At 74.8% G+C, this 25,900-nt stretch carries 26 protein-coding genes and 1 tRNA gene; 13 read left to right on the top strand and 14 right to left on the bottom strand.

The genetic code is table 11. The features are described 5' to 3' along the window. The first annotated feature begins 41 nt into the window (after positions 1-41). The 4 genes from GV126_RS00820 to GV126_RS00805 all read left to right on the top strand — a co-directional run bounded on the left by GV126_RS00820 (position 42) and on the right by GV126_RS00805 (position 3,225). Positions 42-115: transfer RNA gene (locus GV126_RS00820), tRNA-Pro, on the top strand. 208 nt (positions 116-323) lie between these two features. Continuing rightward, positions 324-890: a nucleoside deaminase gene (locus GV126_RS00815; protein WP_159661973.1), complete on the top strand. Its 567-nt coding sequence runs from the start codon at positions 324-326 to the stop codon at positions 888-890. 716 nt (positions 891-1,606) lie between these two features. Then, on the top strand, positions 1,607-2,566 hold the full coding sequence (locus GV126_RS00810; protein ID WP_438947821.1) for a sensor histidine kinase: 960 nt from the start codon (positions 1,607-1,609) through the stop codon (positions 2,564-2,566). Continuing rightward, positions 2,563-3,225, top strand: coding sequence for a response regulator (locus GV126_RS00805; RefSeq protein ID WP_159661972.1), 663 nt, complete (start codon positions 2,563-2,565; stop codon positions 3,223-3,225). The genes GV126_RS00810 and GV126_RS00805 overlap by 4 nt, the downstream gene beginning before the upstream one ends. 88 nt (positions 3,226-3,313) lie before the next feature. Here GV126_RS00805 and GV126_RS00800 read toward each other — a convergent pair whose 3' ends face one another. From GV126_RS00800 to GV126_RS00785, 4 genes are all read right to left on the bottom strand, one after another. Further along, positions 3,314-3,841 carry an NUDIX hydrolase family protein gene (locus GV126_RS00800; RefSeq protein ID WP_185947278.1) on the bottom strand — a complete coding sequence of 176 codons (528 nt, stop codon included), beginning with the start codon at positions 3,839-3,841 and terminating at the stop codon, positions 3,314-3,316. 24 nt (positions 3,842-3,865) lie between these two features. Continuing rightward, positions 3,866-5,101, bottom strand: a complete 1,236-nt coding sequence (locus GV126_RS00795) for an amidohydrolase family protein (protein WP_159661970.1) — start codon at positions 5,099-5,101, stop codon at positions 3,866-3,868. After that, on the bottom strand, positions 5,101-6,501 hold the full coding sequence (locus tag GV126_RS00790; RefSeq protein WP_159661969.1) for a glutamine synthetase family protein: 1,401 nt from the start codon (positions 6,499-6,501) through the stop codon (positions 5,101-5,103). Before GV126_RS00790 ends, GV126_RS00795 begins: the two co-directional genes overlap by 1 nt. A 220-nt stretch (positions 6,502-6,721) precedes the next feature. Next, positions 6,722-7,534, bottom strand: coding sequence for an SAM-dependent methyltransferase (locus tag GV126_RS00785; protein ID WP_159661968.1), 813 nt, complete (start codon positions 7,532-7,534; stop codon positions 6,722-6,724). Positions 7,535-7,807: 273 nt separating this feature from the next. On the opposite strand from GV126_RS00785, the gene GV126_RS00780 reads away from it, so the two are divergent. Beyond that, complete coding sequence (locus GV126_RS00780) at positions 7,808-8,689, top strand: Cof-type HAD-IIB family hydrolase (protein WP_159661967.1); 882 nt, start codon at positions 7,808-7,810, stop codon at positions 8,687-8,689. Positions 8,690-8,718: 29 nt separating this feature from the next. On the opposite strand, the gene GV126_RS00775 is transcribed toward GV126_RS00780, so the two are convergent. The 4 genes from GV126_RS00775 to GV126_RS00760 form a co-directional block, all read right to left on the bottom strand. Beyond that, complete coding sequence (locus GV126_RS00775; protein WP_159661966.1) at positions 8,719-9,369, bottom strand: endonuclease; 651 nt, start codon at positions 9,367-9,369, stop codon at positions 8,719-8,721. Positions 9,370-9,444: 75 nt separating this feature from the next. Beyond that, complete coding sequence (locus GV126_RS00770) at positions 9,445-9,792, bottom strand: DUF3140 domain-containing protein (protein ID WP_159661965.1); 348 nt, start codon at positions 9,790-9,792, stop codon at positions 9,445-9,447. A 60-nt stretch (positions 9,793-9,852) separates the two neighbouring features. Then, a complete protein-coding gene (locus GV126_RS00765) occupies positions 9,853-10,335 on the bottom strand; it encodes a Dps family protein (RefSeq protein WP_159661964.1) in 483 nt (160 codons plus the stop codon). Between the two features lie 292 nt (positions 10,336-10,627). Beyond that, positions 10,628-11,446 (bottom strand): alpha/beta hydrolase, encoded by an 819-nt coding sequence (locus tag GV126_RS00760; protein ID WP_159661963.1) that lies wholly within the window; start codon positions 11,444-11,446, stop codon positions 10,628-10,630. A gap of 151 nt (positions 11,447-11,597) precedes the next feature. Here GV126_RS00760 and GV126_RS00755 point away from each other — a divergent pair, with 151 nt between their 5' ends. The 3 genes from GV126_RS00755 to GV126_RS00745 all read left to right on the top strand — a co-directional run bounded on the left by GV126_RS00755 (position 11,598) and on the right by GV126_RS00745 (position 15,388). Continuing rightward, complete coding sequence (locus tag GV126_RS00755) at positions 11,598-12,785, top strand: thiolase family protein (RefSeq protein ID WP_159661962.1); 1,188 nt, start codon at positions 11,598-11,600, stop codon at positions 12,783-12,785. 187 nt (positions 12,786-12,972) lie between these two features. Then, positions 12,973-14,484 carry a long-chain-fatty-acid--CoA ligase gene (locus tag GV126_RS00750; RefSeq protein ID WP_159661961.1) on the top strand — a complete coding sequence of 504 codons (1,512 nt, stop codon included), beginning with the start codon at positions 12,973-12,975 and terminating at the stop codon, positions 14,482-14,484. Between the two features lie 127 nt (positions 14,485-14,611). Then, on the top strand, positions 14,612-15,388 hold the full coding sequence (locus tag GV126_RS00745) for a sulfite exporter TauE/SafE family protein (RefSeq protein ID WP_159661960.1): 777 nt from the start codon (positions 14,612-14,614) through the stop codon (positions 15,386-15,388). A 7-nt stretch (positions 15,389-15,395) separates the two neighbouring features. Here the strand turns inward: GV126_RS00745 and GV126_RS00740 are convergent, their stop codons facing one another. After that, complete coding sequence (locus GV126_RS00740) at positions 15,396-15,572, bottom strand: hypothetical protein (protein ID WP_236569818.1); 177 nt, start codon at positions 15,570-15,572, stop codon at positions 15,396-15,398. A 255-nt stretch (positions 15,573-15,827) separates the two neighbouring features. Here GV126_RS00740 and GV126_RS00735 point away from each other — a divergent pair, with 255 nt between their 5' ends. Together GV126_RS00735 and GV126_RS00730 are read left to right on the top strand one after the other, a co-directional pair. Further along, a complete protein-coding gene (locus tag GV126_RS00735; protein ID WP_159661958.1) occupies positions 15,828-16,943 on the top strand; it encodes a serine/threonine-protein kinase in 1,116 nt (371 codons plus the stop codon). A gap of 111 nt (positions 16,944-17,054) precedes the next feature. Beyond that, positions 17,055-17,510, top strand: coding sequence for an RpiB/LacA/LacB family sugar-phosphate isomerase (locus GV126_RS00730; protein ID WP_159661957.1), 456 nt, complete (start codon positions 17,055-17,057; stop codon positions 17,508-17,510). A 55-nt stretch (positions 17,511-17,565) separates the two neighbouring features. Here the strand turns inward: GV126_RS00730 and GV126_RS00725 are convergent, their stop codons facing one another. Further along, positions 17,566-18,630: an MGDG synthase family glycosyltransferase gene (locus tag GV126_RS00725; protein ID WP_159661956.1), complete on the bottom strand. Its 1,065-nt coding sequence runs from the start codon at positions 18,628-18,630 to the stop codon at positions 17,566-17,568. A 367-nt stretch (positions 18,631-18,997) separates the two neighbouring features. Here GV126_RS00725 and GV126_RS00720 point away from each other — a divergent pair, with 367 nt between their 5' ends. The 3 genes from GV126_RS00720 to GV126_RS00710 all read left to right on the top strand — a co-directional run bounded on the left by GV126_RS00720 (position 18,998) and on the right by GV126_RS00710 (position 21,936). Then, positions 18,998-19,846 (top strand): SDR family NAD(P)-dependent oxidoreductase, encoded by an 849-nt coding sequence (locus GV126_RS00720; RefSeq protein ID WP_159661955.1) that lies wholly within the window; start codon positions 18,998-19,000, stop codon positions 19,844-19,846. A gap of 285 nt (positions 19,847-20,131) precedes the next feature. Further along, positions 20,132-20,971, top strand: coding sequence for a polysaccharide deacetylase family protein (locus tag GV126_RS00715; RefSeq protein ID WP_236569817.1), 840 nt, complete (start codon positions 20,132-20,134; stop codon positions 20,969-20,971). 218 nt (positions 20,972-21,189) lie between these two features. Then, complete coding sequence (locus GV126_RS00710) at positions 21,190-21,936, top strand: cobalt-precorrin-6A reductase (RefSeq protein ID WP_159661954.1); 747 nt, start codon at positions 21,190-21,192, stop codon at positions 21,934-21,936. Between the two features lie 25 nt (positions 21,937-21,961). Here GV126_RS00710 and GV126_RS00705 read toward each other — a convergent pair whose 3' ends face one another. The 4 genes from GV126_RS00705 to GV126_RS00690 all read right to left on the bottom strand — a co-directional run bounded on the left by GV126_RS00705 (position 21,962) and on the right by GV126_RS00690 (position 25,880). After that, positions 21,962-23,395, bottom strand: coding sequence for a trypsin-like serine protease (locus GV126_RS00705; RefSeq protein WP_159661953.1), 1,434 nt, complete (start codon positions 23,393-23,395; stop codon positions 21,962-21,964). Between the two features lie 159 nt (positions 23,396-23,554). Further along, entirely contained in the window at positions 23,555-24,097 is a 543-nt protein-coding gene (locus GV126_RS00700; protein ID WP_202035472.1) for a hypothetical protein, read from the bottom strand. 396 nt (positions 24,098-24,493) lie between these two features. Beyond that, complete coding sequence (cobF, locus tag GV126_RS00695; protein WP_159661952.1) at positions 24,494-25,270, bottom strand: precorrin-6A synthase (deacetylating); 777 nt, start codon at positions 25,268-25,270, stop codon at positions 24,494-24,496. Between the two features lie 61 nt (positions 25,271-25,331). Continuing rightward, entirely contained in the window at positions 25,332-25,880 is a 549-nt protein-coding gene (locus tag GV126_RS00690; RefSeq protein WP_159661951.1) for a DUF309 domain-containing protein, read from the bottom strand. Between the last annotated feature and the right edge of the window lie 20 nt (positions 25,881-25,900).

Genomic DNA, 25,900 nt, shown 5'->3' with positions numbered 1-25,900 from the left:
CTGCACGTCGGCCCGGGGGAAACCCCAGGTCACACGGGCAACGGGACGTGGCGCAGCTTGGTAGCGCACTTGACTGGGGGTCAAGGGGTCGCAGGTTCAAATCCTGTCGTCCCGACTCGTGAGAGTCGTCGGGCCGTGGGGCCGTTTCGGAGCAGTCCGGAACGGCCCCACGGTCATGTGCGGGATCATGGACCCGAGCCGTGGCCCCGCCCACGCGGCCACGGCCGTGATCGCACCGCGGACGGTCCGCGCACCGGCGACCGCCCGCTCCAGCCGGCGTCCCGCCCTCCTCCCGGGCCGCCCCGGATACGCACGGAGCACCCATGACCCCCACCGAAGCGAGCGACGCCGGCCTGCGGCACCTGGAGCGCGCCGTGGAGTTGGCCGCCGAGGCGCTGCGGGCCGGGGACGAGCCCTTCGGCTCGGTCCTGGTCGGCGCCGACGGACAGGTCCTGGCGGAGGACCGCAACCGCGTGCGCAGCCTCGCCGACCGCACCCGGCACCCGGAGTTCGCGCTGGTCCGCTGGGCCCTGGACCATCTCACCGAGCCCGAGCGCGCGGCGACCACCGTCTACACCTCCGGGGAGCACTGCCCCATGTGCGCCGCCGCCCACGGCTGGGCCGGGCTCGGCCGTGTCGTCTACGCGCACTCCGCGGCCCAGCTGACCACCTGGCTGACCGAGCTGGGCGTGCCGCCGTCCCCGGTGCGCTGCCTGCCGATCCAGGAGGTGGTGCCCGGGCTGGAGGTGTACGGCCCCGTCCCGGCCCTGGCCGAGCGGATGCGCGAGATGCACCGCCGTTTCCACCGCCCCGCGGACACCGGCACGGACACCGGTACGGGAACGGACACCGGTACGGGCGCGGGCATGGGAACGGGCGCGGGAGCATAACCGGCGCCGGGCGGAGCCGGGTCAGCCGATCGGATGACCCGGGCCGGTCCCACCCGGGCGAGAATGAGCGGTGCCCCCTCCCGTTCGGCACCTCGGCCCGGCCCACCGGCCCGCTCGGCCCCCGGCTATCGGGCCGCTCGGCACCCACGGCCACCGGCCCGTCCCGCCACCGGCCACCGGCCCGGGACGGCGGGCCCGCCCGTGACGACCCAGACAGGAGCACGCCATGCCGTCCAGGAGCCGGCTCTCGCCCGGCGGCACCCCGACGCCCGGCCGCGAGGCCTCGGCGGGCATGCCGGTGCGCGTCGCCCACCTGGCGTTCTTCCTGCTGCTGGGTTCCGCTCTCGCCCGCTACGCGCAGCGGCACGGGCACCAGCCCGCGGCGCCCGCCGTCCTCGCCCCGGCCGGGGCGCTGGCCGTGGCGTACGTCTGCGCGTACGTCCTCGGGCCGCGTCCGGCGGCCGCCGACACCGAACCGCCCTCACGGGCCGAACCGCTCGCACAGGCCGAACGGCCCCCACCCGCCCCCACAGGTCGAACGGCCCTCACGAGACGGGCAGCCCCCACGGGCCGAACAGCCCGTACGAGTCGAGCCCGTACGAGTCGAACAGCCCCCACACGCCGAACAGCCCCCACACGCCGAACAGCGCCCACGGATCGAACGGCCCCCACGGGCCGGCCGGCTCCGGCTCGCCGTCCTCGTCGCGCTCTGGGCCGTGCTGGTCGCCCTCGCGCCCAGCTTCGCGTGGTGCGCGGTGCCGTTGTTCTACACCGCGCTGCGCACCCTGCCGGTGCGGGCCGCCTGCGTCCTGGTGGCGTTCCTGACCGTCTTCGTGGTCTGCGCGCAACTGCGGCTGGACCACCGTGTCGACGTCGACGTCGTGGTCGGCCCGCCGGCTGTCGCCCTCCTGGCGACCGCGGTCTTCACCCACATGGACCGGCAGGCGGCCCGGCAGGCCGCCCTGATCGACGACCTGGTGCGCACCCGCCGTGAACTGGCCGCCACCGAACGCCGCGAGGGCACCCTCGCCGAACGCCAGCGGCTGGCCATGGAGATCCACGACACCCTCGCCCAGGGTCTGTCCAGCCAGCAGATGCTGCTCCAGGCCGCCGACCGGCTGTGGGACGGCGACCCCGCGCTCGCCCGGGAGCACGTCCGCACCGCCGCGTCGGTCGCCGGGCACAGCCTCGCCGAGGCCCGCCGCTTCGTCCACGACCTCGCGCCCGCCGACCTCGCCGCGGGCGGGGGCCTGGAGGCGGCCCTGCACGCCCTGGCCGACCGCGAGACGACGGCCGAACGCAGCGTCACCTGCGTCGTCGACGGCACCCCCGGACCGCACCCGCTGCCCGAGCGGGTGCAGTCCGAACTGCTGCGCATCGCCCAGGGCGCCCTCGCCAACGTCCGCGAGCACTCCGGCGCCACCCGCGCCGCCCTCACCCTGACCTGCCTCGACGACCAGGTGCGCCTGGACATCGCCGACAACGGCCGCGGCCTCGATCCGGCCGCGCTGCCGGCACGGGCCGACGGCGTGCGCGGACACGGGCTGCCCGCGATCCGCGCCCGCGCCGCCCGGCTGGGCGGCACCCTCACCGTCGAGTCCGCGCCCGGCGACGGCACCGTGGTGTCCGCCGCCGTCCCGCTCCCGCCGATCCCCGCGGAGGTCCCGGCACCATGACCCACTCCGCACCCGCCCCCGACGCGGCGCCCGGCCCGGTCCGGCTGGTGCTGTGCGACGACCATGCCGTGGTCCGCGCCGGGCTGCGCGCCCTGCTGGGCAGCGCCGAGGGCATCGAGGTGGTCGGCGAGGCCGCCGGCGGTGAGGAGGTTGTCGCGCTCGCCGCCCGCCTGCGGCCCGACGTCGTCCTCATGGACCTCCAGCTCGGCACCGGCATGGACGGGGTGGAGGCCACCCGCCGGATCACCGCCGACTCCGGCGGCTCGGTCCACGTGCTGGTCCTGACCACCTACGACACCGATGCGGACATCACCCGTGCCGTCGAGGCGGGCGCCACCGGCTACCTGCTCAAGGCCGAACGCCCCGACGAGCTGTTCACGGCCGTGCACAGCGCCGCCGCCGGCCGCACCACCCTGTCCGAGCCCGTCGCCCACCGCGTCATGGCCCGCATGCGCAGCCCGCGCCCCGGCCTGACCGCCCGCGAGCGCGACATCCTCGGCCAGCTGGCCCGCGGCCTGACCAACCGGGACATCGCCAAGGCCCTCTTCCTCAGCGAGGCCACCGTCAAGACCCACCTGGGCCGCATCTACGACAAGCTGGGGGTCGACACGCGCGCGGGCGCCGTGGCCGTCGCCAAGGAGCAGCGGCTGCTGCCCTGACCGGCCCCCTTGGCGGTGGGGGAGGAGCGCACCGCCGCCCCGCCCGCCCGTGAGACGGCCGGGCAGCGGGGCGGGCCGTCAAGCGCCTTCAGTACACGTGACCCACGTGCGCGAGCGCCTGCTTGAGCAGGACGCCGTGGCCGCCCGGCATCTCGCTCTGCACCGCGGGGGACAGCGCCTCCTGCGGGCTGAACCAGACCAGGTCCAGGGCGTCCTGCCGGGGCCGGCAGTCACCGGCGACCGGGACGATGTAAGCCAGCGACACCGCGTGCTGGCGCGGGTCGTGGAACGGGGTGACGCCGGCCGTCGGGAAGTACTCGGCGACGGTGAAGGGCTGCAGGGAGGCGGGCACGCGGGGCAGCGCGACCGGCCCGAGGTCCTTCTCCAGGTGGCGCAGCAGGGCGTCCCGGACCCGCTCGTGGTGCAGCACCCGGCCGGAGACCAGGGTGCGGCTGACCGTACCGTCCGGGCCCATGCGCAGCAGCAGACCGACGCTGGTGACTTCGCCGCTGTCGTCGACGCGCACGGGCACGGCCTCGACGTAGAGGATCGGCATGCGGGCGCGCGCCGACTCCAGTTCGTCCGTGGTCAGCCAACCGGGCGTGGTCTCGGTCATGTCAGACATCGCTTGATCATACTTTCAGGGTCGTTCGTCGGGGAGGTCTGCCGTCGGGGTCGTCCCTCGGGCGTCGAGGCCTTCGGCGTGGCCGGCCGGGTCGGGCAGGTGGTAGACCCGCAGGGCGTTGTCCCGGCCCGTCCAGCGGGCGATCCGCAGTGCGTCCGCGAGGCTCAGCTCGTCGATGTCCAGCAGCCGCCGCAGCACCTCGGCCAGGCCCTGCCGGAAGGCGACCGCGCCCAGGTGGTGGAACTCGGCGAGCCCGTAGGCGTCGGAGCTGTACAGCAGCTTGCGGAACGGGGTGATCTCCAGGGCCTCCGCCAGCACCGCGCCGGCGCGGTACGGACCGACGTGGTGCAGGGCCAGGCCGACGTCGAGGTACACGTGCTCGAAGACGGCCGCGAGGTACGCGGCCTGCCGCTGGTAGGGCCAGCAGTGCAGCAGCATGACCGGGATCGTGCCCGCCGTCAGGTGCAGCCAGTCGGTCAGCAGGGCCGGGTCCGCGCGGTGCAGCCGCAGGTCGCCGTCCCCGAACCCGGTGTGCAGCTGCAGCGGCAGGCCGAGGTCCACGGCCGTCCACAGCAGGTGCCGTACGAGCACCGGGTCGGCCAGGCGGAGGGCGCCCCCGCCGCTGCCGCGGGCGAGCCAGGCGGCCGCCGCCCGCGTCACCTCCGCGTCCGAGGGACGGGCCGGGTCCAGGGCGAAACCGGTGCGGTAGGCGGCCACGGACTTCACGGCCACCACGCCGGGCCGCGCCACGGCCTGCCGTACGGCGGTGTCCACCGCGGCGGCGTACGCGCCGGCCGCCACGCCCCGCGCCGCCACCCCCTCCGCGACGCTCTCCAGCCGTACCACCTCGTACGCCGCCGTCCCCCGGCCCGCTGCGCCGGCCAGCTCGGCCGGGGTGGTCAGCCGCTCGGGTGCGTAGCCGGTGTCGACGCACAGGGCGGCCGTGCCGGCGGCGGCCAGGAAGCGCCGGTTGACCTCCCGCGCGCCCAGCTCGGCGCGGCGGGCCAGGTAGTCCTCGGGCGGGGCGTGGCGGGGCAGGTCCAGCACCGGCGCGCAGTGGCGGCGCACCGCCAGGCCGACCGGGCTGTCGAACGGCGAGATCCCGCTGCCGGGCCACGCCTCGCCCTCCGTGAGCAGCGACTCGAAACCGGCGCGGTCCAGGGCGGTGGTGACGACCCCGTGGCAGTGGTGGTCCACCAGCCCCAGCGCGGCGAGCGCTTCGTGGACCGGCCCGGCAGCGGTGGCGGCCATCAGTACCTCCAGCGGTAGGCGGCGGCCACCTGGGCGTCGTCCCGCCCCTCGACGGCCGCGATCTCCCCTTCGCGTACCGCGATCCCCGCGTCGGCCAGCACCGGTCCGAGGGCGTCGCGCAGCACGCCGTCCGCGCGGAACGCGGCCACGGCCTCGGCCAGGCCGGCCGGCAGGCGCCGCACCCCCCGGGACGCGGCCTCAGCCGGATCCAGGCGCGCCGGGTCGCCGGTGATCTCCTCGGGCAGGGGGGCCGCCGCCGTGATGCCGTCCAGGCCGGCGGCGATGACACAGCCCAGCGCCAGGTACGGGTTGGCCGCGAGGTCGACGGGCTTGACCTCCAGGTTGGCGGCCCGGTCGCGCACGCCCCGGGTGCCGGTGACCACCCGCAGCGCCGCCTCGCGGGTCTCCAGGCCCCAGGCGGTGAACACGCCCGCCCACCGGGACGGCCGCAGGCGCAGACAGCTGGCCGGGCTCGGCGCGGTCACCGCCGTCAGGGCGGGCAGGTGGGCCAGCACCCCGGCGGTGAAGGACTCGGCCTCGGCGGTCATGCCGTGCCGGCCGGTGCCGCCGCAGTGCAGGTTGGCGCCGTCGCGCCAGGCCGACAGGTGCAGGTGACCGCCGTTGCCGACGCCGTCGGCGACGACGGCCGGGGAGAAGGAAACCCGCAGGCCGTGCCGCTGGGCCACGGCCCGGACGGTCTGGCGCACCAGGACGCTCCGGTCGGCCGCCGCCACCGGGTCGAGGGCACCGACGGAGATCTCGAACTGCCCGGCCGCGTACTCGGGATGGACCTGGTCGACGTCCACGCCCTGCGCGGCACAGGCCGCCAGCAGGTCGGCGGTGCACTCGCTCAGCTCTACCTGCCGCATCGCACCGTAGGCCGGTCCCGTCACCGCGGGCTCGAACGCGCCGGCCGGGGTGTCGCGGCCGACCACCCACTCGATCTCGATCGCGGCCTTGAACGTGATGCCGTGGCGCCGCGCGGCGTCGGTGACGACGCGGCGCAGGAACGTGCGGGCGCATCCGGGGTGCCCCTCGCCATCCTGGGTGATCCGGTCCACCGGCGCCCAGGCCCAGCCGGGCTGCCCGGCCAGCACGGTCAGCTCGTCGAGGTCCGGATAGAGCCTGAGGTCGCCGTCGGGGGAGCCGAGCACGTCGGTGGTGACGACGGAGTCGTCGGCGAGGAAGGTGTCGAACACGGGCGACATGCCCACGCCCCAGGCCGCCGCCGAGGGGAGCTTCGCCACCGGGATCGTCTTGACCCGGCCGATCCCCGCGGTGTCCACATACGCCAGCACGACACCGTGCACGCCCCGCCCGGCCAGCTCGGCGGCGAGCGCGCCGGCCCGTTCGACGTCACCGGGACGGCCACCGGGCACGGGATCGGCGAGGGTCGCCATACGTCCTTCTCCTCGGCAGTCGGAGGGCTCGGGCGGGTGCGGGCGGGCGGCGCGGACGGGCTCCGACCGGGGCGGGCGCGGCGCGGTACGGCGCCACGGCCGCGCGGCCCGGTCCGGGTACGTCGCCCGGTTCGGGTGCCCCACCCGGTCCGGGCGTGTCGCCCTGCTCGGGTACGCCCCCGGTTCGGATGGGCGCACCCGCCGGGTCGCGTCGCCCGGGTCAGGGTTTCACGGCCACCGCGCCGAACTGCGGCACCACGGCGGGCGTGCCCCCGTCGGGGCGCCACTGGGAACAGGGCACCAGCCCCGGCTCGACCAGCTCCAGACCCGCGAAGAACGACGCGATCTCCTCGCGCGGGCGGGCGGTGATCGGGGGGACGGCGTTCTCGTTCCAGAACGCCATCGCCGCGACGTTGCCCTCGCCGCCCAGGTCGGCGTCGAGCGTCGGGTGCGTCAGCGCCAGGAAGCTGCCCGAGGGGACCGCGGCCATGATCCGGCGCACGATGTCCCGTGCCGTCCCGGTGTCCAGAACGAAGTTCAGGATGCCGAGCATCATCACCGCGACCGGACGGTCGAAGTCCAGCGTGGCGGCGGCCCGCTCGACGATGCGCTCCGGGTCGTGCACGTCGGCGTCGATGTAGGCCGTGGCGCCCTGCGGTGTGCTGGTCAGCAGGGTGCGGGCGTGGGCGAGGACGATCGGATCGTTGTCGACGTACACGATCCGCGCCTCGGGCGCGATGCGCTGGGCCGTCTCGTGGGTGTTGTCGACCGTCGGCAGCCCGGTGCCGATGTCGAGGAACTGGCGCACCCCGCGCTCGGCGGCCAGGAAGCGCACCGCGCGCCCGAGGAACTCGCGGTCGGCCAGGGCCACCTCGCGGATCACCGGGAACATCCCGGCGACGTGCTCGCCGACCTCCTGGTCGACCTCGTAGTTGTCCTTGCCGCCCACCCAGTAGTTCCACACGCGCGCGTTGTGCGCCACACCGGTGTTCAGTCTCGGCGACGCGTCCGACGGGGCGTGGCTCTCGCTCACGGCTGCACTCCTGGTCTGTCTCGGTCTCGCGGGCGCCTGCCCGGCGCTGGTGCCGCCATTGTGCCGCGCGGTGATCACCGTGTCCGGGGAATCGGCCGATCCGGTGGCCGCCGTCCGCGGGACCGCGGGGCGAGGGGCTCGTTTGCCCGGGGCCGGTGCGACGTGTTTGGCTCGAATGCCGGCGCGCCGCCGTCACCGCGGTGCCGACGCCACCCCCCGCCCACCGGGCGCGCCCGCCGCGCCCCGCACCGAGAGCCGTACAGAGAACCGCGTATGCCCAGCACCTGCACGCCCCCGCTCACCACCGAGGAAACCCGTCCGGAACCGCCCGCCGGGCCCGTCGACATACGCCTGATCGTCACCGACATGGACGGCACGCTGCTCGACGACGCCCAGCGGATCCCCGAGGGGCTGTGGCCGGTCCTCGCGCACCTGCGCGAGCGCGGGGTGCTGTTCAGCCCGGCGAGCGGCCGGCAGTACGCCACGCTGGCCGAGCAGTTCGCCGGCGCGGAGCAGGGCATGGTGTTCATCGCCGAGAACGGCACGTACGTCGTCCGTGACGGCGAGGAGCTGAGTTCGGACCCGCTGGAACGGGCCGACGTGGTCCGGCTCGTGACGGCCGTGCGGGAGCTGGCCGGGCGCGGCGTGGATGTGGGCGTCGTCGTCTGCGGCAAGCGGTCCGCCTACGTCGAGCGGACCGACGAGCCCTTCCTGGCCGAGGTCCGCAAGTACTACGTGCGCCACCGGGTGGTGGCGGACGTCGCGGCCGTCGACGACGACGTCATCAAGGTCGCCCTGTTCGACTTCGGCTCGGCCGAGGCGACCACGGCCCCGGCGCTCGCGCCGTTCACCGCCACCCATCAGGTCGTCGTCTCCGGCGAGCACTGGGTGGACGTGATGAACCCCACGGCCAACAAGGGCGCCGCCGTGCGCCGGCTCCAGCGCGCGCTGGGCATCACCCCCGCCCAGACGCTCGTCTTCGGCGACTACCTCAACGACCTGGAGATGCTCGACGCCGCCGAGTGGTCGTTCGCCATGGCCAACGCCCACCCGGAGGTCGTCCGCCGGGCCCGCCACCTGGCCCCGTCCAACAACGACAACGGCGTCCTGCGGCCCACCGCCCGCCTGCTGCCCCTGCCGCTGCCGCAGGACTGACGGCGGGGGAGAACCACGGCGGCCGGGCGTCACGCCACCGCGTCGGCCACCTTCTTGTCCAGCGCGGCCCGCACCAGGGCCGCCGCCAGCGCGGCGGGGTCGGTGTCGCCGGCCAGGCCGCCCAGCCGGTCGGGGTCCTTCGGTAGGCCGAGGCGTTCCGCACCGGACAGCGCCTTGGCGTCCAGGTACGGGGCGACCTCCGGCCACACCCGCTGCACCTCGCGCAGGAAGATGTCCGCGCCGGCCGGGCCGAGACCGGGCACCTCCTGCAGCAGGGCGCGCAGTGCCGCGCGGTCGCCGTCGGCCTCGCGGCGCAGGCGCCGCAGGTCGCCGCCCCAGCGTTCGTTCACCAGGGCGGCGCCGTCGCCGAGCTGGGTGGCGGTGCGCTCGTCGTAGCGCCGGTAGCCGCCGCGGCCGAGCGCGTCCACCCGCTGCTGCCAGTCGGAGCGTGCCATGCGGCCCGCGTCGCGCAGTCCGGCCTCGGACAGCTCCCGGGCCGCGGCGACGGCGACCGAGCCGCGGATGCGGGCACTGAGCAGGACCGACAGCACCAGCAACCGGTACAGCGGCTGCGGGGTGTCCTTCAGGGCGATCCCGGCCTCCTCGGCGAACGTCTCGCCGTGCGCCTCGACCAGCTCGCGCAGCACCCGGGCGTCCCGGGCGTTCGCGCCCTCGCTCACCGGTCGGCCTCCTCACTCACCGGTCGGCCGGCGCGGCCGGCCTCCGCGTTCACCGGTCCGCGTTCTCGTCCACCTTCACCGGGCGGCCTTGAGCGGATCGTGGCCGAGGCTCATCAGCCGGTGCCGGCGGTCGGTGTCCGCGGCGCGCTCCGGCTCGGGCTCGTTCTCCACGTCCGCCTCGCGGGTGACCAGGTCCACGACCTTGCGCATCACCCGCAGGTCGTCCTCGGTCAGGTCCATTCGCCGCTTCTGCAGGATGGCGAGGACGTGCTGCCCGATGGGGGCGCCGGCCTCGTCCGGCAGCGGCTCGGTGAGTTCGCCGGAGTCCCGGACGCGCAGCCAGTCCCCCAGCTCCTGGGAGGTCATGTTGACCACGCGGTGGAAGTCCTCCCACAGCGCGTCGACATCGAGGGCGTCCGTCATCGACGGTCCCCTTTCGTTCCTCGTACCGACAGCCGTTCGTCGCACGGAACAGCGCGCCGGTCAGTCCTCGCGGGAGACGTTCTCGGCGGCGAACATCCAGCGCTGCTTCTCCAGCTCGGCGGTGATCGCGATCAGCAGGTCCTGGGTGACCGGGTCGGGCTTCTCCGTCGCCTCGATGCGCTCGCGCAGGCGCGCGATGGCGGCCTCCAGGGCGTCGACCATGACCTGGACGACGTCGACGTCACGCACCCAGCCGTCCTTGGGGCCGGGCAGGGTGAACGCCGAGGCGATCGTCTCCGGGCGGCCGTCCGGGGGCAGGCCGAGCGCGGAGGAGCGTTCGGCGACCGTGTCGGCGAAGGAACGGGCCGCCGACACCACCTCGTCGAGCTGCAGGTGGATCGAGCGGAACCGCGGTCCCACGATGTTCCAGTGCGCCTGCTTCCCGATCAGCGACAGTCCGAGCAGGTCCACCAAGGTGCTCTGCAGCGCCTCCCCGGTGACCTGGCGCGCCGACTCGGGGATCGTGCTCTTCACGACAGTCATACGGTGGTTCTCCTTCCGCGGTCCTCCGGGCCGGTGCGGGTCCCGGCTCGCGTCTCGCGTCGTCGGGCCGCCGCGAGCCCCGGCTCACATCCCGTCCACCGGGCGCCCCCGCGCACCGGCCCCGTGCAGGCGCGGGTGCCCCGGGCACACCACTGCAAACAACGGCCGCCGCGCGCCCCGGCCCCATGAACGGGCGGGCGGTCGCAGACGAACCGGCGGGCGAATGCGGACAGACGGAGAGGAAGCGGGCGGGCGGCCGGAGAGGAGCCGTGCACCCCGCCCGGGCGGCGCCTCAGCGCGGCAGGACCCGGTCCAGGACCGCCGTCACGTCAGCGAACACCGGGGCGCGGTTGGTCTCCAGGAACACCTCGTGCCGGGCACCCGGGTAGATCCGCTCGGTCAGGTCGCCGCCGGCACCGCCGGTGAGGCGTTCGACGCCGACCCGGCTGCCGGGCAGCGGCACCAGCCGGTCGTCGTCGCCGTGCAGCCACAGCACCGGCAGCCCTCCCACGTCCCCGCCCTCGGCGACGGTCCGCAGGGTCCGTGCGAACGCCTCCAGCGTCGGCCGCTTCATCGGCCCGTGCCACACCAGCGGGTCCGCCGCGTACGCCGCGCCGACCGCCGGGTCACGGGACAGCGCCGCCGGGCTGATCGGCGTGTCGGGGATCTCCTCCAGGGCGAGCAGCCGGCCGGGCAGCTCCCAGGCGCCGATGACCGGGCCGGACAGCACCAGTGCGGTCAGCTCGGCGCCGTGGCGCTGGGCGTAGCGGGCGGAGATCAGCCCGCCCATGGAGTGCCCGACCAGCACCAGCGGCAGCCCGGGGTGCGCGGCGCGGGCGAGGTCCGCGACCGCGTGCACGTCGCTCACCACGTCCTCGAAGTCCTCGACGACCACGCGCTCGCCCGCCGACCCGCCGTGGCCGACGTGGTCGGGCGCGTACACGGCCGCGCCGTGCGCCCCGAGCACGCCGGCGACCTCCTGGTACCGCCCGGCGTGCTCCCCGTAGCCGTGCACCAGCAGGGCGAGGTACCGGGGCCGGGTGTGCGGCCACTCGTGGACGAGGAGGGCGCCCTTGGTGCCGGGCAGGGTGTGTTCGCGGGTGTCGGCCATCTCTCCTCCGGCATCTGGGGGTGCTTCGCGGAGGGATCTTCCCAGGGGACCGGTCCGAGGTCTATAGTCCAAAACTAGCAGTGCTAATTAATGATCCGTGGCTGATTCCCGGTCCGTGCCAGGCCCGCGCGGGCCTGTGAGGAGTCCTGTCGTGCGCCCCGTCCACTTCGCGGCCGCCCGCCGCACCCCGATCGGCAAGCTGCGCGGAGCCCTGTCCACCGTGCGCCCCGACGACCTGGCCGCCGCCGTGATCCGCGCCCTCGTCGCCGACGTGCCCGCGCTCGACCCCGCGCGCATCGACGACGTCTACTGGGGCGCCGCCAACCAGGCCGGTGAGGACAACCGCAACGTCGCCCGGATGGCCGCGCTGCTCGCGGGCCTGCCCGAGACCGTGCCCGGCGCCACGGTGAACCGGCTGTGCGCCTCCGGCCTGGAGGCGGTCACCACCGCCGCCCGCACCGTCGCCGCCGGTGAGGCCGACATCGTGCTCGCGGGCGGTTCGGAGTCGATGAGCCGCGCCCCGTTCGTGCTGCCCCGGCCCGACGAGGCCCTGCCGCACCGCATCGAGATGTACGACACCCGGCTCGGCTGGCGCCTGGTCAACCCGGCCATGAAGGAGCTGCACGGCCTGCTGTCCATGGGCGAGACCGCCGAGGAGGTCGCCGCCCGGTACGGCATCACGCGCGAACGCCAGGACGCGTTCGCGCTGCGCAGCCACCGCCTGGCCGCCCAGGCCCGCAAGGACGGCCTCTTCGACGCCGAACTCCTGCCCGTCGAGCGCCCCGACGGCGTCGTCGTCGACCGCGACGAGAGCATCCGCGAGGACACCTCCCACGACAAGCTCGCCCGCCTGAAGCCCGTCTTCCGAACCGGCGGCACGGTCACCGCGGGCAACGCCTCCCCGATGAACGACGGCGCCGCCGGCCTCCTGCTGGTCAGCGAGGACGCCCTGCACGAGCTGGGCCTTCGGTCCCTGGGCCGCTACGTCGCCGGCGCCTCCGCGGGCGTCCACCCCGATGTGATGGGCATCGGACCGGTCCCCGCCACCCGCAAGGCCCTCACCCGCGCCGGCTGGAGCATCGGCGACATCGAGGAGGCCGAGTTCAACGAGGCGTTCGCCGCCCAGGCGCTGGCCTGCGTCGACCAGCTGGGCATCGACGAGGACCTGGTCAACCCCACCGGCGGCGCCATCGCCCTCGGCCATCCGCTCGGCTGCTCCGGCGCCCGCATCCTGACCACGCTGCTGCACCGCATGCGCCGCACCGGCGCGGTCCGCGGCCTGGCCACGATGTGCGTGGGCGTCGGACAGGGCAGCGCCGTCCTGGTCGAGCGGGCCTGAGTGAACGGCGCACGCCGAGCGGGCCCGAACGGCCCCGGCGCACGCCGAGCGGACCCGAACGCCCCGGCACACGCCGAACCGACCTGAACGACCCCGGCGCACGCCGAACACGCCGAACGGGGCCGTCCCCCAAGGACATCCACCGCCACAGCAGCAACGAAGCCGCACCCGAAGGAAGTACCCCTCCATGGCAACCCTCTCCGTCGCCGCGATCCTCGCCGAGAACGCCCGGCGCCGCCCGGACAAGACCGCCCTCGTGGAGGGCGACCTGCGGCTCGGCTTCGCCGAGGTCTGGCAGCGGGCCCGCGCCCAGGCCGCCGCGCTCGTCGGGCTCGGCGTGCGGCCGGGGGACCGGGTCGCGCTGATGGCGCCGAACACCGCGGAGTTCCCGGTGGCCTACTACGCCATCGCCGCCGCCGGCGCGGTCGTCGTCCCGGTCCACCTGCTGCTGTCGGCGGCGGAGGCGGAGCACGTCCTGAGGGACAGCGGCGCCGGTCTGCTGCTGTGCCACCCGGCGCAGGCCGAGACGGGCACGGCCGCGGCCCGGGCGGCGGGCGTCGACGTCGTCACCTTGGGCGCGCACTTCGAGAAACTCGCCGCCGAGGCCGGCCCGCTGCCGTCCTACGTCACCCGTGACGCCGACGACCCGGCCGTCGTCTTCTACACCAGCGGCACCACCGGCGTCCCCAAGGGGGCCGTGCTCAGCCACTTCAACCTGGTGATGAACGCGACCGTCAACGCCTTCGACGCCAACGACATCCGCCCCGACGACATCGCGCTCGGCGCGCTGCCGCTGTTCCACGCCTTCGGGCAGACGGTGTCGCTGAACTCCACCTGGCGGGCGGGGGCGACGCTCGTGCTGCTGCCGCGCTTCGACGCGGCCCGCGCGATCGAGCTGATGGTGAAGGAGGGCGTGAACACCTTCCACGGCGTGCCGACGATGTTCGTCTCGCTGGCCGCCGCGGCGGCCGACGCCGACGTGCTGCCCGACCTGCGCGTGTGCATCTCCGGCGGCGCCTCGCTGCCGGTCGCGGTGCTGGAGCGGTTCGAGGCGGCGTTCGGCGCGAAGATCTACGAGGGCTACGGGCTGTCGGAGACCTCGCCTGCGGCGGCCGTCAACCAGCCCGTCTTCGGCGCGAAGCCCGGCACCATCGGCCACCCGCTGTGGGGCGTGGACGTGGAGATCGCCCGCGCCGAGGTGGAGGACCGCGTCGAACTGCTGCCGCCGGGCGAACTCGGCGAGGTCGTGGTGCGCGGCCACAACGTCTTCTCCGGCTACCTCGGCCGCCCCGAGGCCACCGCCGAGGCACTGGTCGACGGCTGGTTCCGCACCGGCGACCTGGGCACCAAGGACGACGAGGGCTTCCTCAGGATCGTCGACCGCAAGAAGGACGTCGTCATCCGCGGCGGCTACAACGTCTACCCCCGCGAGGTCGAGGAGGTGCTGCTGCGCCACCCCGGCATCGCCCAGGTCGCCGTCATCGGCCTGCCCGACGAGCTGCACGGCGAGGAGGTGTGCGCGGTGGTCGTCCCCGCGCCCGGCACCCAGCCGGACGCGGCCGAGGTCGTCGCCTGGGCCAAGGAGCGGCTGGGCCGGCACAAGTACCCGCGGCGCGTGGAGTTCACCGACGCGCTGCCGCTCGGGCCGAGCATGAAGGTCCTCAAGCGGGAGCTGCGGGCGCGGTACGGGCGGGGCTGACGCGTCGACCGATAGCGCCCGGCGGGGCGGCGGCCGTCCGTCGCGCCGACCGCCCGGTCCCGCGGCCGGCCACCTGGTGAGACGGCCCTGACTCCTTGTCTTGTCCGGACATAGCATCAGTGTCCGCATGGACACGATCATCAATGAGTGGCACCTGTCGGCAGCGGGTTTCGCGGCGCTCGCCTGCGCGGCCCTGCTCGTAGGCTTCTCCAAGACCGCCGTCAGCGGGGCCAACACGGTCAGCCTCGCGATCTTCGCGGCCGTCCTGCCCGCCCGGGCCTCCACCGGCGTCCTGCTGCCGGTGCTGATCGCGGGCGACGTCCTGGCCGTCCTCACCTACCGGCGGCACGCCCACTGGCCCACGCTGTGGCGGCTGTTCCCGGCCGTCGCGGCCGGCGTGGTGGCCGGCACGCTGTTCCTGCTGTGGGCCGACGACGCCGTGATGCGGACCTCCATCGGCGTGATCCTGCTGGTGATGGCGGCCGTCACGGTGTGGCGGCGGCGGGCGGCCGGACGGGAGGATGAACCGGACACGGTCACCACCCGCTCCGGCCGCCTCAAGGCCCGCTCCTACGGCGTCCTCGGCGGCTTCACCACCATGGTCGCCAACGCGGGCGGCCCGGTGATGTCGATGTACCTGCTGTCGGCCGGCTTCCGCAAGCTCGGCTTCCTCGGCACATCGGCCTTCTTCTTCCTCGTGGTCAACGTCTCCAAGGTGCCGTTCAGCGCGGGACTGGGCTTGATCGACGGCCGCTCGCTCGTCCTGGACGCGGTGCTGGCGGTGTTCGTCGTGCCCGGCGCGCTGCTCGGCAAGTGGGCCGTGCACCACATCGACCAGCGGCTGTTCGAGCGGCTGGTGATCGCGGCGACGGTCGTGGGCGGCCTGCAGCTGCTGCTGGCCTAGGGGCTGTCTACGCCGACGGCGCCGTGACCGAGGAGACCGCGCGGCCCAGGGCCTCGCGGACGCGGTCGTAGCGCTGCACGTCCGACCAGACGTCGGCGCGCCGCGTCCGCCCGGAACAGCAGTTCCACAGGCTCGCCATGAGTCCGGTCAGCAACGGGATGAACAGCCAGCTCAGTGGGTCCAAGATCGTCCTCCCTCTCCCGCGTGGATCAGTGGGTAGGGCGACCATGGCATACATGATCAGTTCTACATATTGGTACGAAGAGCGACCTTCTGCTTTTCACTCGTAAGGATTCCATGGGGCCGCCGGGCGCGGTCCGCGTGCCGCGCCGTCGGGACGGCCTGAAGCGCACGACGTTGGTCAGTGACACGCCAAGTGATCGTTAAGATGGGCGCGCTGTGAGGGTGGGACTCTTCGGGGATTGAGGGCGGTCTACGGGTGCTGGTGGCGGATCGGTACCGGCTGCACACGGTCATCGGGCGGGGCGGGATGGGCGAGGTCTGGCGGGCCCAGGACGAGGTCCTCGGCCGGCCGGTCGCGGTCAAGCTGTTGTTGAGCGACGTGGCCGACGCCTCGGCCGAGGCGCGGTTCCGGCTGGAGGCGCAGACCTCCGCACGCCTGAACCACCCGCACGTGGTGGGCACGCTGGACTTCGGCACCTGGCAGGGCCGCTGCTTCCTCGTCATGGAACTGGTCGACGGCGACAGCCTCGCCGGTGAACTGGCCACCGGCGGACCGCTCGCACCGCCGCGGCTGGCCCAGGTCGCCCAGCAGGCCGCCGAGGGCCTGGCCGCGGCGCACGCGCAGGGCATCGTGCACCGGGACATCAAGCCCGGGAACCTGCTCAGCGACCACGACGGCACCGTGCGCATCGGCGACTTCGGCATCGCGCGCTTCGTCGACGACCCCTCCGCCGGGCTCACCACCACCGGGCAGATCGTCGGCACCGGCCTGTACCTCGCGCCCGAACGCGCCATCGGCACGCCCGCGAGTCCCGCCTCCGACATCTACTCGCTGGGCTGCGTGCTCTACCAACTGGCCGTCGGCCGGCCGCCGTTCGAGTCGGAGACGGCCACGGCCCTGCTGTACCAGCACGTCGACGCCCCGCCCGTGCCGCCGCGCCAGCGCGGCGCCGCGCTGCCGCCGGCCTTCGAGGCGTACCTGCTGAGCATGCTCGCCAAGCGGCCCGAGGAGCGGCCCACGGCCCGTGAGGTCGCCGACTGGTTCCGCGGCGGCGCCTGGCGCGGCGCCCCGGAACCTCTGCCCCCGGAGCAGCCGGGCCACGTCCCCGGGCCCCACGCGGCCCCCCGTCCCGCGCTCCAGCCGACCGCCGGGGCCGCGCTGATCGCTCCCGCCCCCGCCGGGGTGGTGGACCCGCCTCTCCCACCGGTCCAGGCCGTCCTGGACACCGGCTGGAACACCACCGTGCACCGCGTACCGGCGCGCCGCCCCGCCCTGGCCGGCCCGCTGCGCCGCCACCGCCGCGCCGCCGCCGTCGTGGGCGGCGCACTGCTGTTCGTCTGCGCGCTGCTGCTCGGGATGAGCCTGTTCTGAGACCTGTTCTCGGGTCCGTTCCAGGACTTGCCACGGCGCGCTCCGGTCTGTTCCAGGGTCTGTTTCCGGCCGGGCTCCGGGAGGCCGGGCCCGCTGTCGTACGCTGCGGGCATGCGGATCTCCGTCTCCTCCGACATGGACGAACCCGTGGCGCGCGCCCTGGTCGACCGGCTGCGCGAACGCGGGCACGAGGTGATCACCCACGGCGCGCTGCGCCCCGGGGACGACCCGCAGTGGGCGGCGTGCTCCGAGGCCGCGGCCCGCGACGTCGCCGAGGGCCGGTCCGACCAGGCGGTGGTGTGCTGCTGGACCGGTACGGGCGCCTCCATCGCCGCGAACAAGGTGCCCGGGGTGCGGGCGGCCCTGTGCACCGACGCCTACACCGCGGACGGCGCGCGCCGCTGGAACGACGCCAACGCCCTCGCCCTCGGCCTGCGCCTGACCTCCGAGCCGCTGCTCGGCGAGATCCTCGACGCCTGGTTCGCGGCGAGCCCCAGCGAGGACGCCGAGGACCGGCGGAACGTCGCCCGCGTCGGACGGCTCGACTCCGCCCGGCCGACGGCGTAGTCCGAGCCGCACAGTCCCCGGCCACCGGCTGCCGGCCTGAACCGCCGGCGCCGGCTCAGGACCGCGGGACCGCCCGGGCCCGTACGGCCGCTGCCAGCGCGTCCCCCCGGAACAGCGCGCGCCCCGCCGCGATCCGGCGCTCCCGCTCCGGGCCCGGCCGCGTCACCCGCTCCAGCGCTGGCACGAGCGCGGACTCGTCCGCCGCCCGCTCGGACACCCCTAGGGCCGCCATACGGCGGACGCCCTCCGCGCCGTGCCCGGGCAGCGGCCGGTGGCCGACGACCGGCAGCCCGGCGGCCAGGGCCTGAACGGCGGTCTGGCCGGCCGCGTTGTCCACCAGCGCGGCGCACGCGTGCAGCAGGCCGGGCATGTCCGTCACCCAGCCGGGGGTCAGGACGCCCGGCACGTCGGACAGCGCCCGCCGCAGCCGCTCGTTGCGCCCGCACAGCACCACCGGCAGGAAGCCGTGCGCGGCCAGCAGCCGCGCGGTGCCCGGCAGCCGGTCCCCGGCGCCCCAGGCGCCCGCCGAGACCAGTACCGCCGGCCGCCCCGGCGCGAACCGCTCGAACCTGCGCCGCCAGTCGGCCGTGCCCGGCCCCTCGGTGAAGAACTGCGGGGCGACCACCGGGCCGGTAGTCTTTGCCGGCCGACCCAGGCCCTCCCTGACCTGACGGGCCGACTCCTGCGTGAGACACAGGTGCAGGTCGTTGCCCGGATGCAGCCACTGGCGGTGGACGGCGAAGTCCACGACCACCACGGCGCTGGGCACCTGAAGCACCCCGCGCGAGCGCAGATGCCCGGTGAGCTGGGCGGCCAGGTGGAAGACCGGCACCACCACATCGGCCGCGGTCCGGCGCACCAGCTCCATCAGGGGCCCGGCGGCCAGCCGCGCCAGCGGGGTGCCGCTCGGGCGGGGCGACGGACCGGGCCGGAGGAAGAAGTCGTAGATTCCGGCGTAGACCCAGGGGGCGTGGCGGACGGTGCCCTGGTAGAAGCCACGCAGCCCGCTGCCCAGGCCGTACGGCAGCAGCGCCAGCACATCGACGACGTGCGCCTCCTTCCCGGCGGCGCGCGCCCGGCGCGCCAGCTCGGCCGCCACGGTGTCGTGACCCGCGCCCATGCTCGCGCTGAGGACGAGGAGCCGCTCGGCCTCGGGAGCACGACGTACGGCCCCGGGAGGGCGAGCCCCGGTCTCGGGCGCGTCACCGCGTGTCTCGGAGGCGGGGGCGTGCGCCCGCGGGGACGGATCGGGCACAGGAGGGTTCACGCCGTCACGGGCGGCGGGCAGGGGTGGCGGCGAAGGCGATTCGGACGACACTGGAAGTGAGTAACCCTCACCCACCGCAGTCAAACGGAAGGGCACGCCCCGGTCCCTCCCACGTTTCGGGCCGGGCCCCCGGGATACTTCACCTCCCGGCACGGCCTTTCCGGACCGCCGGGGCCGCAGCGGCGGCCCCCCGTACCCGTCGACCCAGAGGTGCGTCCCGATGACCCAAGCCCCCTCCAGCGTCCGGTCCCGCCCCGGGATGCCGCCCGAGGCACCCGCGACGCTGAGCGCGGTGCGCCACCGCGCGGCCGACGGCGCGGTGACGGGCGGGTGCGCGCTGGTGACCGGCGCCTCCTCCGGGATCGGCGCCGCCGTGGCCCGGCGGCTCGCCGCCCAGGGCGGCTGGCGGCTCGTCCTCAACGGGCGCGACCGCGCCCGGCGGGAGGAGGTCGCGCACGGCACCTCGGCCGTCGTCTACCCGGCGGATCTGTCCGGGCCGGGCGCCGAGCGGCGCCTGGCCGAGTTCGCCCTGGACAGCGTCGGACGCGTGGACCTGCTGGTGGCCGGCGCGGGCATCGGCTGGGCCGGGCCGTTCAGCACGATGCCGCAGCCCGCGATCGACGAGGTGTTCGACGTCAACGTGCTCGCCACCGTCCACCTGGTCCGGCTGCTGCTGCCCCACATGGTCCGGCAGGGCTCGGGCCGCATCGTCATCATCGGCTCGCTGGCCGGCACGGTCGGCGTGCGGGACGAGGCGGTCTATTCCGCCGCCAAGGCCGCCCTGGCCACCTTCGCCGACGCCGTGCGCTACGAGCTGCGCGGCACCGGCGTCGGCATCAGCCACGTGGTGCCGGGCGTGGTGGACACGCCGTTCTTCGACCGCCGCGGCGTGCCCTACCGGCGCTCGCGGCCGAAGCCCGTGCCGGCGAGCCGGGTCGCGGACGCCGTGTGGGAGGCCGTCGCACGCGGCCGCGACGAGGTGTACGTCCCCGGCTGGACCCGGGTGCCCGGGCGGGTCCGGGGCGTCGCTCCCGCGCTGTACCGGCGCCTGGCCGCACGCTTCGGGTGACAGCGCGCGCCGCGCCGCCCGGCGGTGTCTGGGCCGGGAAGGCCGGGCGTGAGCCCGCGAGGGGCACCCCGACCGCCGACGCCCGCCAGGTCCACCGTCACATCGGCGACCCCGGTCCTGCACGGTCCGCGTGCACGGCTGTGCGGCGGACGGTGCCGTCCCCCGGACGGCGGACGGCCGGACGGCGGGAACGCCGCCCACCCGGCGCGCGGATCCGGACGGACGACGGCGGACGGCGCGCGCAGGCGCTGACGGATCGGTCGTGAGTCGAGGAGGAGAGACCCAGTGGGAGAACAGGGCAGGGGCGTGCTGCGCCCCGCGGCGGCGGCGCTCGCGCCGGTCGCCGCCGTCGCGGCGGCGCACATCGTGCCGGCCGCCACCTGGCTGCCGCGGTTGCGCGCGGTGTGCTTCCCGCGCCTGGCCGGGCTGGGCCGCCCCGACCATGTGGCGCTCACCTTCGACGACGGCCCCGACCCGCGGTCCACGCCGCACTTCCTGGACGCGCTCGACCGCCTGGGCGTACGCGCCACGTTCTTCGTGCTGGGCGCAAGCGCCGTCCGGTTCCCGGAGCTGACCCGGGACATCGCCCGGCGGGGACACGAGCTGGCCGTGCACGGCTGGACCCACAGCCGCCCCTGGCTCCCGGCCCCCGCCCGCGACCTGGCGGAGATCGCGCGCGCCGCGCGGGTCGTACGGGACATCACGGGCCGTCAGCCGCTGTGGTACCGCCCTCCCTACGGGATCCTGACCGGCGGCCGCTGGGCGGCGGGCCGGCGCCTGGGCCTGCGGCCCGTGCTGTGGACGGCCTGGGGCCGGGACTGGACGGCGGACGCCACACCGGCCACCGTGCGGGCCACCGTCAGCGTGGACCTCAGGGGCGGCGGCACGATCCTGCTGCACGACTCGGACCGCGCGTCCGCCCCCGGCTGCTGGCGCGCCGCGCTGGGCGCCCTGCCCGCCCTGGTCGTCGGCTGCCGGGACGTGGGATGGGAGGTCGGCACGCTGGCGGAGCACGCGGTGGACCACCGCGGCGCGGACCGGCGCGGGGACGCGCGCGCGGAGGTCGCGCCGTGGTCCGGGCAGGACGCGTGGCAGCATGAACGGCACGTCGTCGAGCCGATGTGACCGGGCTCGGCGCCTGTGCTGCTCGGGCCCGCCGTGCCGGGTGGGTGGGCAGCGCCTCGTAAGGCGCTGTGTACGGCGAGTTTCGCGGCATCCGGTGCGTCCGCCCGGTGAATCCGCAGCGGTGCGCCGGGCCGCTGCGGCAGGACGGCATCCGGCCGGACCGCCACCCGGCCAGGCCGCATCCGGCGGGGTCGGCCCCGCCCCGTAGGCTCGGCGTCATGGCTGCGCACGTCCTGATCCTCGGCGGTACGACCGAGGCCCGCGAACTGGCCGCGGCGCTCGCGGCGCACCCCGGCGTACGGGTGACCAGCTCGCTGGCGGGGCGCGTGGCGCGGCCGGGCACGCCGGCGGGTCAGGTGCGCGTCGGTGGTTTCGGCGGAGCGGAGGGGCTGGCAGCCTGGCTGCGCGAGCACGGCGTGACCGCCCTCGTGGACGCCACGCACCCCTTCGCCCTGGCCATCACCCGCAACGCGGCGGCGGCCTCGGCCGCCGCCGGCGTGCCCCTGGTGGTACTGCGCCGCCCCGGCTGGCGGCCGGGCCCCGACGACAGGTGGCATTCCGTCGCCTCACAGGCCGCCGCGGCGGAGCTGCTGCCCCGGCTCGGCCGCCGGGTCTTCCTCACCACAGGGCGGCTGGGGCTGGCCGCGTTCGCCCATCTGAGCGACCTGCACTTCGTCGTGCGGTCGGTGGAGCCGCCCGAGCCGCCGATGCCGCCCGATGTGCGGGTCGTGCTGGCCCGGGGGCCGTTCACCGTGCCGGACGAGACGGCCCTGCTGCGGGCCCACCGCATCGACGTGTTGGTGACCAAGGACAGCGGGGGGACGGCCACGGCCGCCAAGCTCACCGCCGCACGGCAGCTGGGGCTGCCGGTCGTCGTCGTCCGGCGGCCACCGCTGCCGGACGGCGTGCCGGCGGTCCCGGACGTGCCGGCGGTCCTGGAGCTGCTGGACCTGCCGGCACGGTGAGGCCGCCCCCTCCGACCCGGGATGCTCAGATCCAGTCGTCTCCGTCCACGATCTTGAAGTACGTCCCGGTGTTCTCCCGCGTGGCGATACGACCGTCGGTGCTCTGCACCCACAGGTCGGCGCGCCCGTCCCCGGTGACGTCCGCGAAGTAGAGGCTGCCCTTCGGGTGGCCGAGGAAGTTGGCCCAGCCGGCGCTCCAGTGGGTGCCGCCGTCGAAGTAGGTGCCCTTGTTGAGGCGGACGGAGATGTCGCCGTCGGTGCCGTGGACGATCATGTCGGCCTTGGCGTCGCCGTTGATGTCGGCGAAGTACAGGCGGCCCTTGCCTTCCTGGCCGAGGAAGTTGGCCCAGCCGGCGCTCCAGTGGGTGCCGCCGTCGAAGTAGGTGCCCTTGTTGAGGCGGACGGAGATGTCGCCGTCGGTGCCGTGGACGATCATGTCTGCCTTGCCGTCGCCGTTGATGTCGGCGAAGTACAGCCGGCCCTTGCCGGGCTGACCGGTGAAGTTCGACCAGCCCGCACTCCAGTGGACTCCGTCGTTGAAGCGGAAGGTGGGCCGGCCGGGCTCCACGGTGACCTTCGCCTTTGCGGTCCGGACCGTGATGTTCCCGTCGTCCACCCCCTGGATCACCAGGTCACTCAGGCCGTCTCCGTTGACGTCCGCCGTGTGCACGACCTGGCGCAGACGCTCCCGGGTCTCCTTCATCCACTGCTGCGCCGCGCTGTCGTCGACTCGGGTGGACACCGCCCCGGTCCGCGTCTCGGACGGGTCGGTGCCCCAGCAGCCCCCTTGCCAGGAACGGCTGTTGACGGCGACGAGTTCCAGCTTCCCGTCCTTCTCCCGCACCAGCGGACCACCGGCGTCACCCGCGCACACCGCCGCCCCGTTCTGACCGGTGACGGCCATCTGCCCGTCCTCGGCGGAGTCCACCTTGAACGTGCCGGTGTGCAGAGCCAGCGGGGACCACTCGCTCCCCGTACGGCCGAAGCCGGCGGCGGTGAGGGTTTCACCGGCGGCCGGGGCGGTGGTGGCGAGCGGAACGGTGGCGATCCCCGTGGCCGGCTGGGCGAGGCGGGCCATGACCAGGTCGCGTCCCTGGTAAGGAACCACTTCGGTGACCTCGGTGACCAGCCCGCCGGTGTCGGCCAGAGCGGTGCGGCCCACGGTGACCGTCGTCTTCTGGGCGGGCTTGCCCGGCGCCGGGGTGGTGCCGGCGGCCGGGTCGTCGACGAAGCAGGAAGCGGCGGTGACGACCCAGCGCGGGTCCACCAAAGCACCGGAGCAGGCACGGACGTGGTCGCCGATGTCGATGCGGGCGGTGAAGGCGTAACCGGCGTCGGACGCGGCGGGGCCGACGATCGCGTCGGCCGGCGTGGCGGTCATCAGCAGCGGCGCGGCGAGAAGGAGCGCCGCGGCCGCGGCCCGGGCGGGCAGGGTACGGGTGGTGCGAGAACGATCCATGAGTGGTCCTTGGCTGCCGAAGCGCAGGTGCCGGCGGCCCGGGTCGGTCATGTCAAGGACTCCGACCGGGCTCCGACCGGCTTCTGCGGAAGAGTCGGAAGAGAACGAGCGGGAGGGCCGGGCGGCCCCAGGGGCGCGGAAGGGCGTGCGCGCCCAGGGCTACTTGGTGGTTCGGATCTCCACGAGCATGAATTCGCGGCCCTGTTCGTCGGCGCTCTCGCCGACCGCGGTCCAGGTGTTCTTGTCGATGTCGAAGGACTTTTCCTCGGTGCCGGTGGTCATGTCCACCTGGGTGGCGTAGTCGTTGCCCTTGATGCCGTAGACGGAGGGGATCTCCAGGGTCAGCCAGCCGGAGTTGCCGGTGACCTGGAAGCAGATCTTGTCCTTGCTGCGGGCCCAGACCTCGAGCTGTCCGGTGCCGCTGACGCAGTCGGCGAGGGTGATGTGGCCGTCGCCGCGCTTGAGGACGATGTTCTTCTCCGCGAGGATCTTGTCGGCCTGCGGGTAGTCGAAGTCCTCCACGGCGTAGCCGGGAGCCTCGCCCGCGACGGGTGCCGTCGCCCGGCTGTCGGTGGTCGGGGCGGGGGAGGAGCCGGCCGGGACGGCGAGCCAGGTCAGGGCGCCGGCCGTGGCCGCGGCCAGCAGCGTGCCGACGAATCTCTTGCCTTTCGGCGTTGCGGATATCGCGCTGAGCGCCTTCATCGAAGTCCTCGGGGTCGAAACAGGACAGGTCGGTTTCGGTGAAACGTTCAGAACTCGTTCACCACGGGCCTGGAAGTGTGACGGACTCGGGTGACGGAAAAAGGCGCGGAACAAGCGCTCGCAGAACCCTCGGACATGCGCATGGCCATGAAAACCGCCCCCCGGAAAATCAGTCGTCGACGGGCGAGAATCCCGTGAGGGAATGTGCGGCTCGCCCGCGGCCGCCTTTATCAAAGCTTGGGCTGTTGATCTCTGTCCACTGGATGAAGGGTGGTAAATCGGGTAGCTCGCACGACACTCTGTGTGGTCTGCGTCACGCGCAGGAAGGGCAACCGTCGCACAACAGGCATCGAGGACCGCGCCCACCGACGAGGCCGGCGGGCGCGCAGAGCCCGTTCAGGCCTGACTTTTCGGCCTGCGGCGCAGCAGGTACGTGTCCATGATCCAGCCCTTGCGCTCGCGGGCCTCCGCGCGCAGCCGCTCGATGCGCGGCGCGGCCTCGGCGATGGGGCCGGAGACGAGGATCTCGTCGGGCGTGCCGATGTAGGCGCCCCAGTAGATGTCGATGTCCTGGTCGGCGTACTGCCGGAAGGCCTGGTGGGCGTCCAGCATCACCACCACGTCGTCCACGCCGTCCGGGAATCCCTCCGCGAGCCGGCGGCCGGTGGTGATCTGCACCGGGCGGGCGACCCGGTTCAGTCCCGTACGGTGCCGGGCGACCAGGGCCGAGACGCTGCTGATGCCCGGTATGACGTCATAGGCGAACTCGACCGCGCCCCGCGCACGCACCTCTTCCAGGATCCCCAGCGTGCTGTCGTACAGCGCCGGGTCGCCCCAGACCAGGAACGCGCCGCGCTGGTCCGCGCCCAGCTCGTCGGCGATGAGCCGCTCGTAGATGTCGGCGCGGGCGCTGCGCCAGTCACCGACGGCGGGGGAGTAGGCGGCGCCGCCCGCCGACCGGTCCCGCTCCGGGTCCCGCGCCTCCACCACGCGGTAGGTGCCCTCCGGCACGTGCGTGCGCAGGATGTCCCGGCGCAGCCGCACGAGGTCCGCCTTCGCCTCGCCCTTGTCCAGGACGAAGAACACGTCCGTCTCGCGCAGCGCCCTGACCGCCTGCAGGGTGAGCTGGTCGGGGTCGCCCGCGCCGATACCGATGACATGAATCTCTCGCACGCCCCGAGTCTGCCGTACGCCACTGACAGCGCGTCCACGGGTGCCGCACCGAGCGCGACGGCTACCTGGAGGCCCGCCCCGTTCCGGCACCGCCCCGCAGCCGGGGCGCGTGCGTCGCCGCGTCCACCGGATGCGCCGCGCCGCGCCGCTCCACCAGCTCCGCAAGTTCCCGTGCCCAGGTGACGAGGCCCGCCGGGTCCATGCCGTGCGGGTGCTGCGTCCCGGTGTCCGCCACCCACTCCCGCCCCGCGCCCGCCCCGCGTCGCAGCAGCCGGGCGCCGCCGGTGGCGTTGCCCCGGGCCGCGTGCGTCAGCCCGACCGCGAGCTGGGCCAGCCCGCGCCACAGGGCCCGTTCCGTGCGCGGCCCCGACTTCCAGGCGTCCTCGAAGACCTCGTGCGCGTGGAACGGCTTGCCGGCGTCCAGCAGTGCCTGCGCCTCGGCGACGGTCTCGGCCGGAGTGCGCACGACGCCCTCGGGCTGCCGGGGCACGCCGTCCGCGCCGTAGGGCAGCGGACGCCCCAGTCCGTCGCGCGGTCGGGCGTTGCGTGCCCGTCCCTGACCGTCCCGGTCCCGTGCGCTGGCCGGCCGGCCGGAGGATGTGCTGCTCATACGCCGATTGTCCCCCGCAC

Origin of the sequence: Streptomyces mexicanus, assembly GCF_902506575.1 — a bacterium.
Taxonomy (GTDB): domain Bacteria; phylum Actinomycetota; class Actinomycetes; order Streptomycetales; family Streptomycetaceae; genus Streptomyces; species Streptomyces mexicanus.
This window is presented reverse-complemented; position numbering and strand designations above follow the sequence as displayed.

Excerpts from the sequence above, each read along its gene's own strand:
- GV126_RS00790 (WP_159661969.1), bottom strand. The coding sequence starts at position 6,501 with ATGGCGACCCTCGCCGATCCCGTGCCCGGTGGCCGTCCCGGTGACGTC.
- GV126_RS00795 (WP_159661970.1), bottom strand. The coding sequence starts at position 5,101 with ATGGCCGCCACCGCTGCCGGGCCGGTCCACGAAGCGCTCGCCGCGCTG.
- GV126_RS00725 (WP_159661956.1), bottom strand. The coding sequence starts at position 18,630 with ATGGGCGCGGGTCACGACACCGTGGCGGCCGAGCTGGCGCGCCGGGCG.
- GV126_RS00770 (WP_159661965.1), bottom strand. The coding sequence starts at position 9,792 with ATGACGGACGCCCTCGATGTCGACGCGCTGTGGGAGGACTTCCACCGC.
- GV126_RS00800 (WP_185947278.1), bottom strand. The coding sequence starts at position 3,841 with ATGACCGAGACCACGCCCGGTTGGCTGACCACGGACGAACTGGAGTCG.
- GV126_RS00780 (WP_159661967.1), top strand. The coding sequence starts at position 7,808 with ATGCCCAGCACCTGCACGCCCCCGCTCACCACCGAGGAAACCCGTCCG.
- GV126_RS00760 (WP_159661963.1), bottom strand. The coding sequence starts at position 11,446 with ATGGCCGACACCCGCGAACACACCCTGCCCGGCACCAAGGGCGCCCTC.
- GV126_RS00730 (WP_159661957.1), top strand. The coding sequence starts at position 17,055 with ATGCGGATCTCCGTCTCCTCCGACATGGACGAACCCGTGGCGCGCGCC.
- GV126_RS00705 (WP_159661953.1), bottom strand. The coding sequence starts at position 23,395 with ATGGATCGTTCTCGCACCACCCGTACCCTGCCCGCCCGGGCCGCGGCC.
- GV126_RS00815 (WP_159661973.1), top strand. The coding sequence starts at position 324 with ATGACCCCCACCGAAGCGAGCGACGCCGGCCTGCGGCACCTGGAGCGC.
- GV126_RS00700 (WP_202035472.1), bottom strand. The coding sequence starts at position 24,097 with ATGAAGGCGCTCAGCGCGATATCCGCAACGCCGAAAGGCAAGAGATTC.
- GV126_RS00750 (WP_159661961.1), top strand. The coding sequence starts at position 12,973 with ATGGCAACCCTCTCCGTCGCCGCGATCCTCGCCGAGAACGCCCGGCGC.
- GV126_RS00720 (WP_159661955.1), top strand. The coding sequence starts at position 18,998 with ATGACCCAAGCCCCCTCCAGCGTCCGGTCCCGCCCCGGGATGCCGCCC.
- GV126_RS00690 (WP_159661951.1), bottom strand. The coding sequence starts at position 25,880 with ATGAGCAGCACATCCTCCGGCCGGCCGGCCAGCGCACGGGACCGGGAC.
- GV126_RS00765 (WP_159661964.1), bottom strand. The coding sequence starts at position 10,335 with ATGACTGTCGTGAAGAGCACGATCCCCGAGTCGGCGCGCCAGGTCACC.
- GV126_RS00710 (WP_159661954.1), top strand. The coding sequence starts at position 21,190 with ATGGCTGCGCACGTCCTGATCCTCGGCGGTACGACCGAGGCCCGCGAA.
- GV126_RS00745 (WP_159661960.1), top strand. The coding sequence starts at position 14,612 with ATGGACACGATCATCAATGAGTGGCACCTGTCGGCAGCGGGTTTCGCG.
- GV126_RS00805 (WP_159661972.1), top strand. The coding sequence starts at position 2,563 with ATGACCCACTCCGCACCCGCCCCCGACGCGGCGCCCGGCCCGGTCCGG.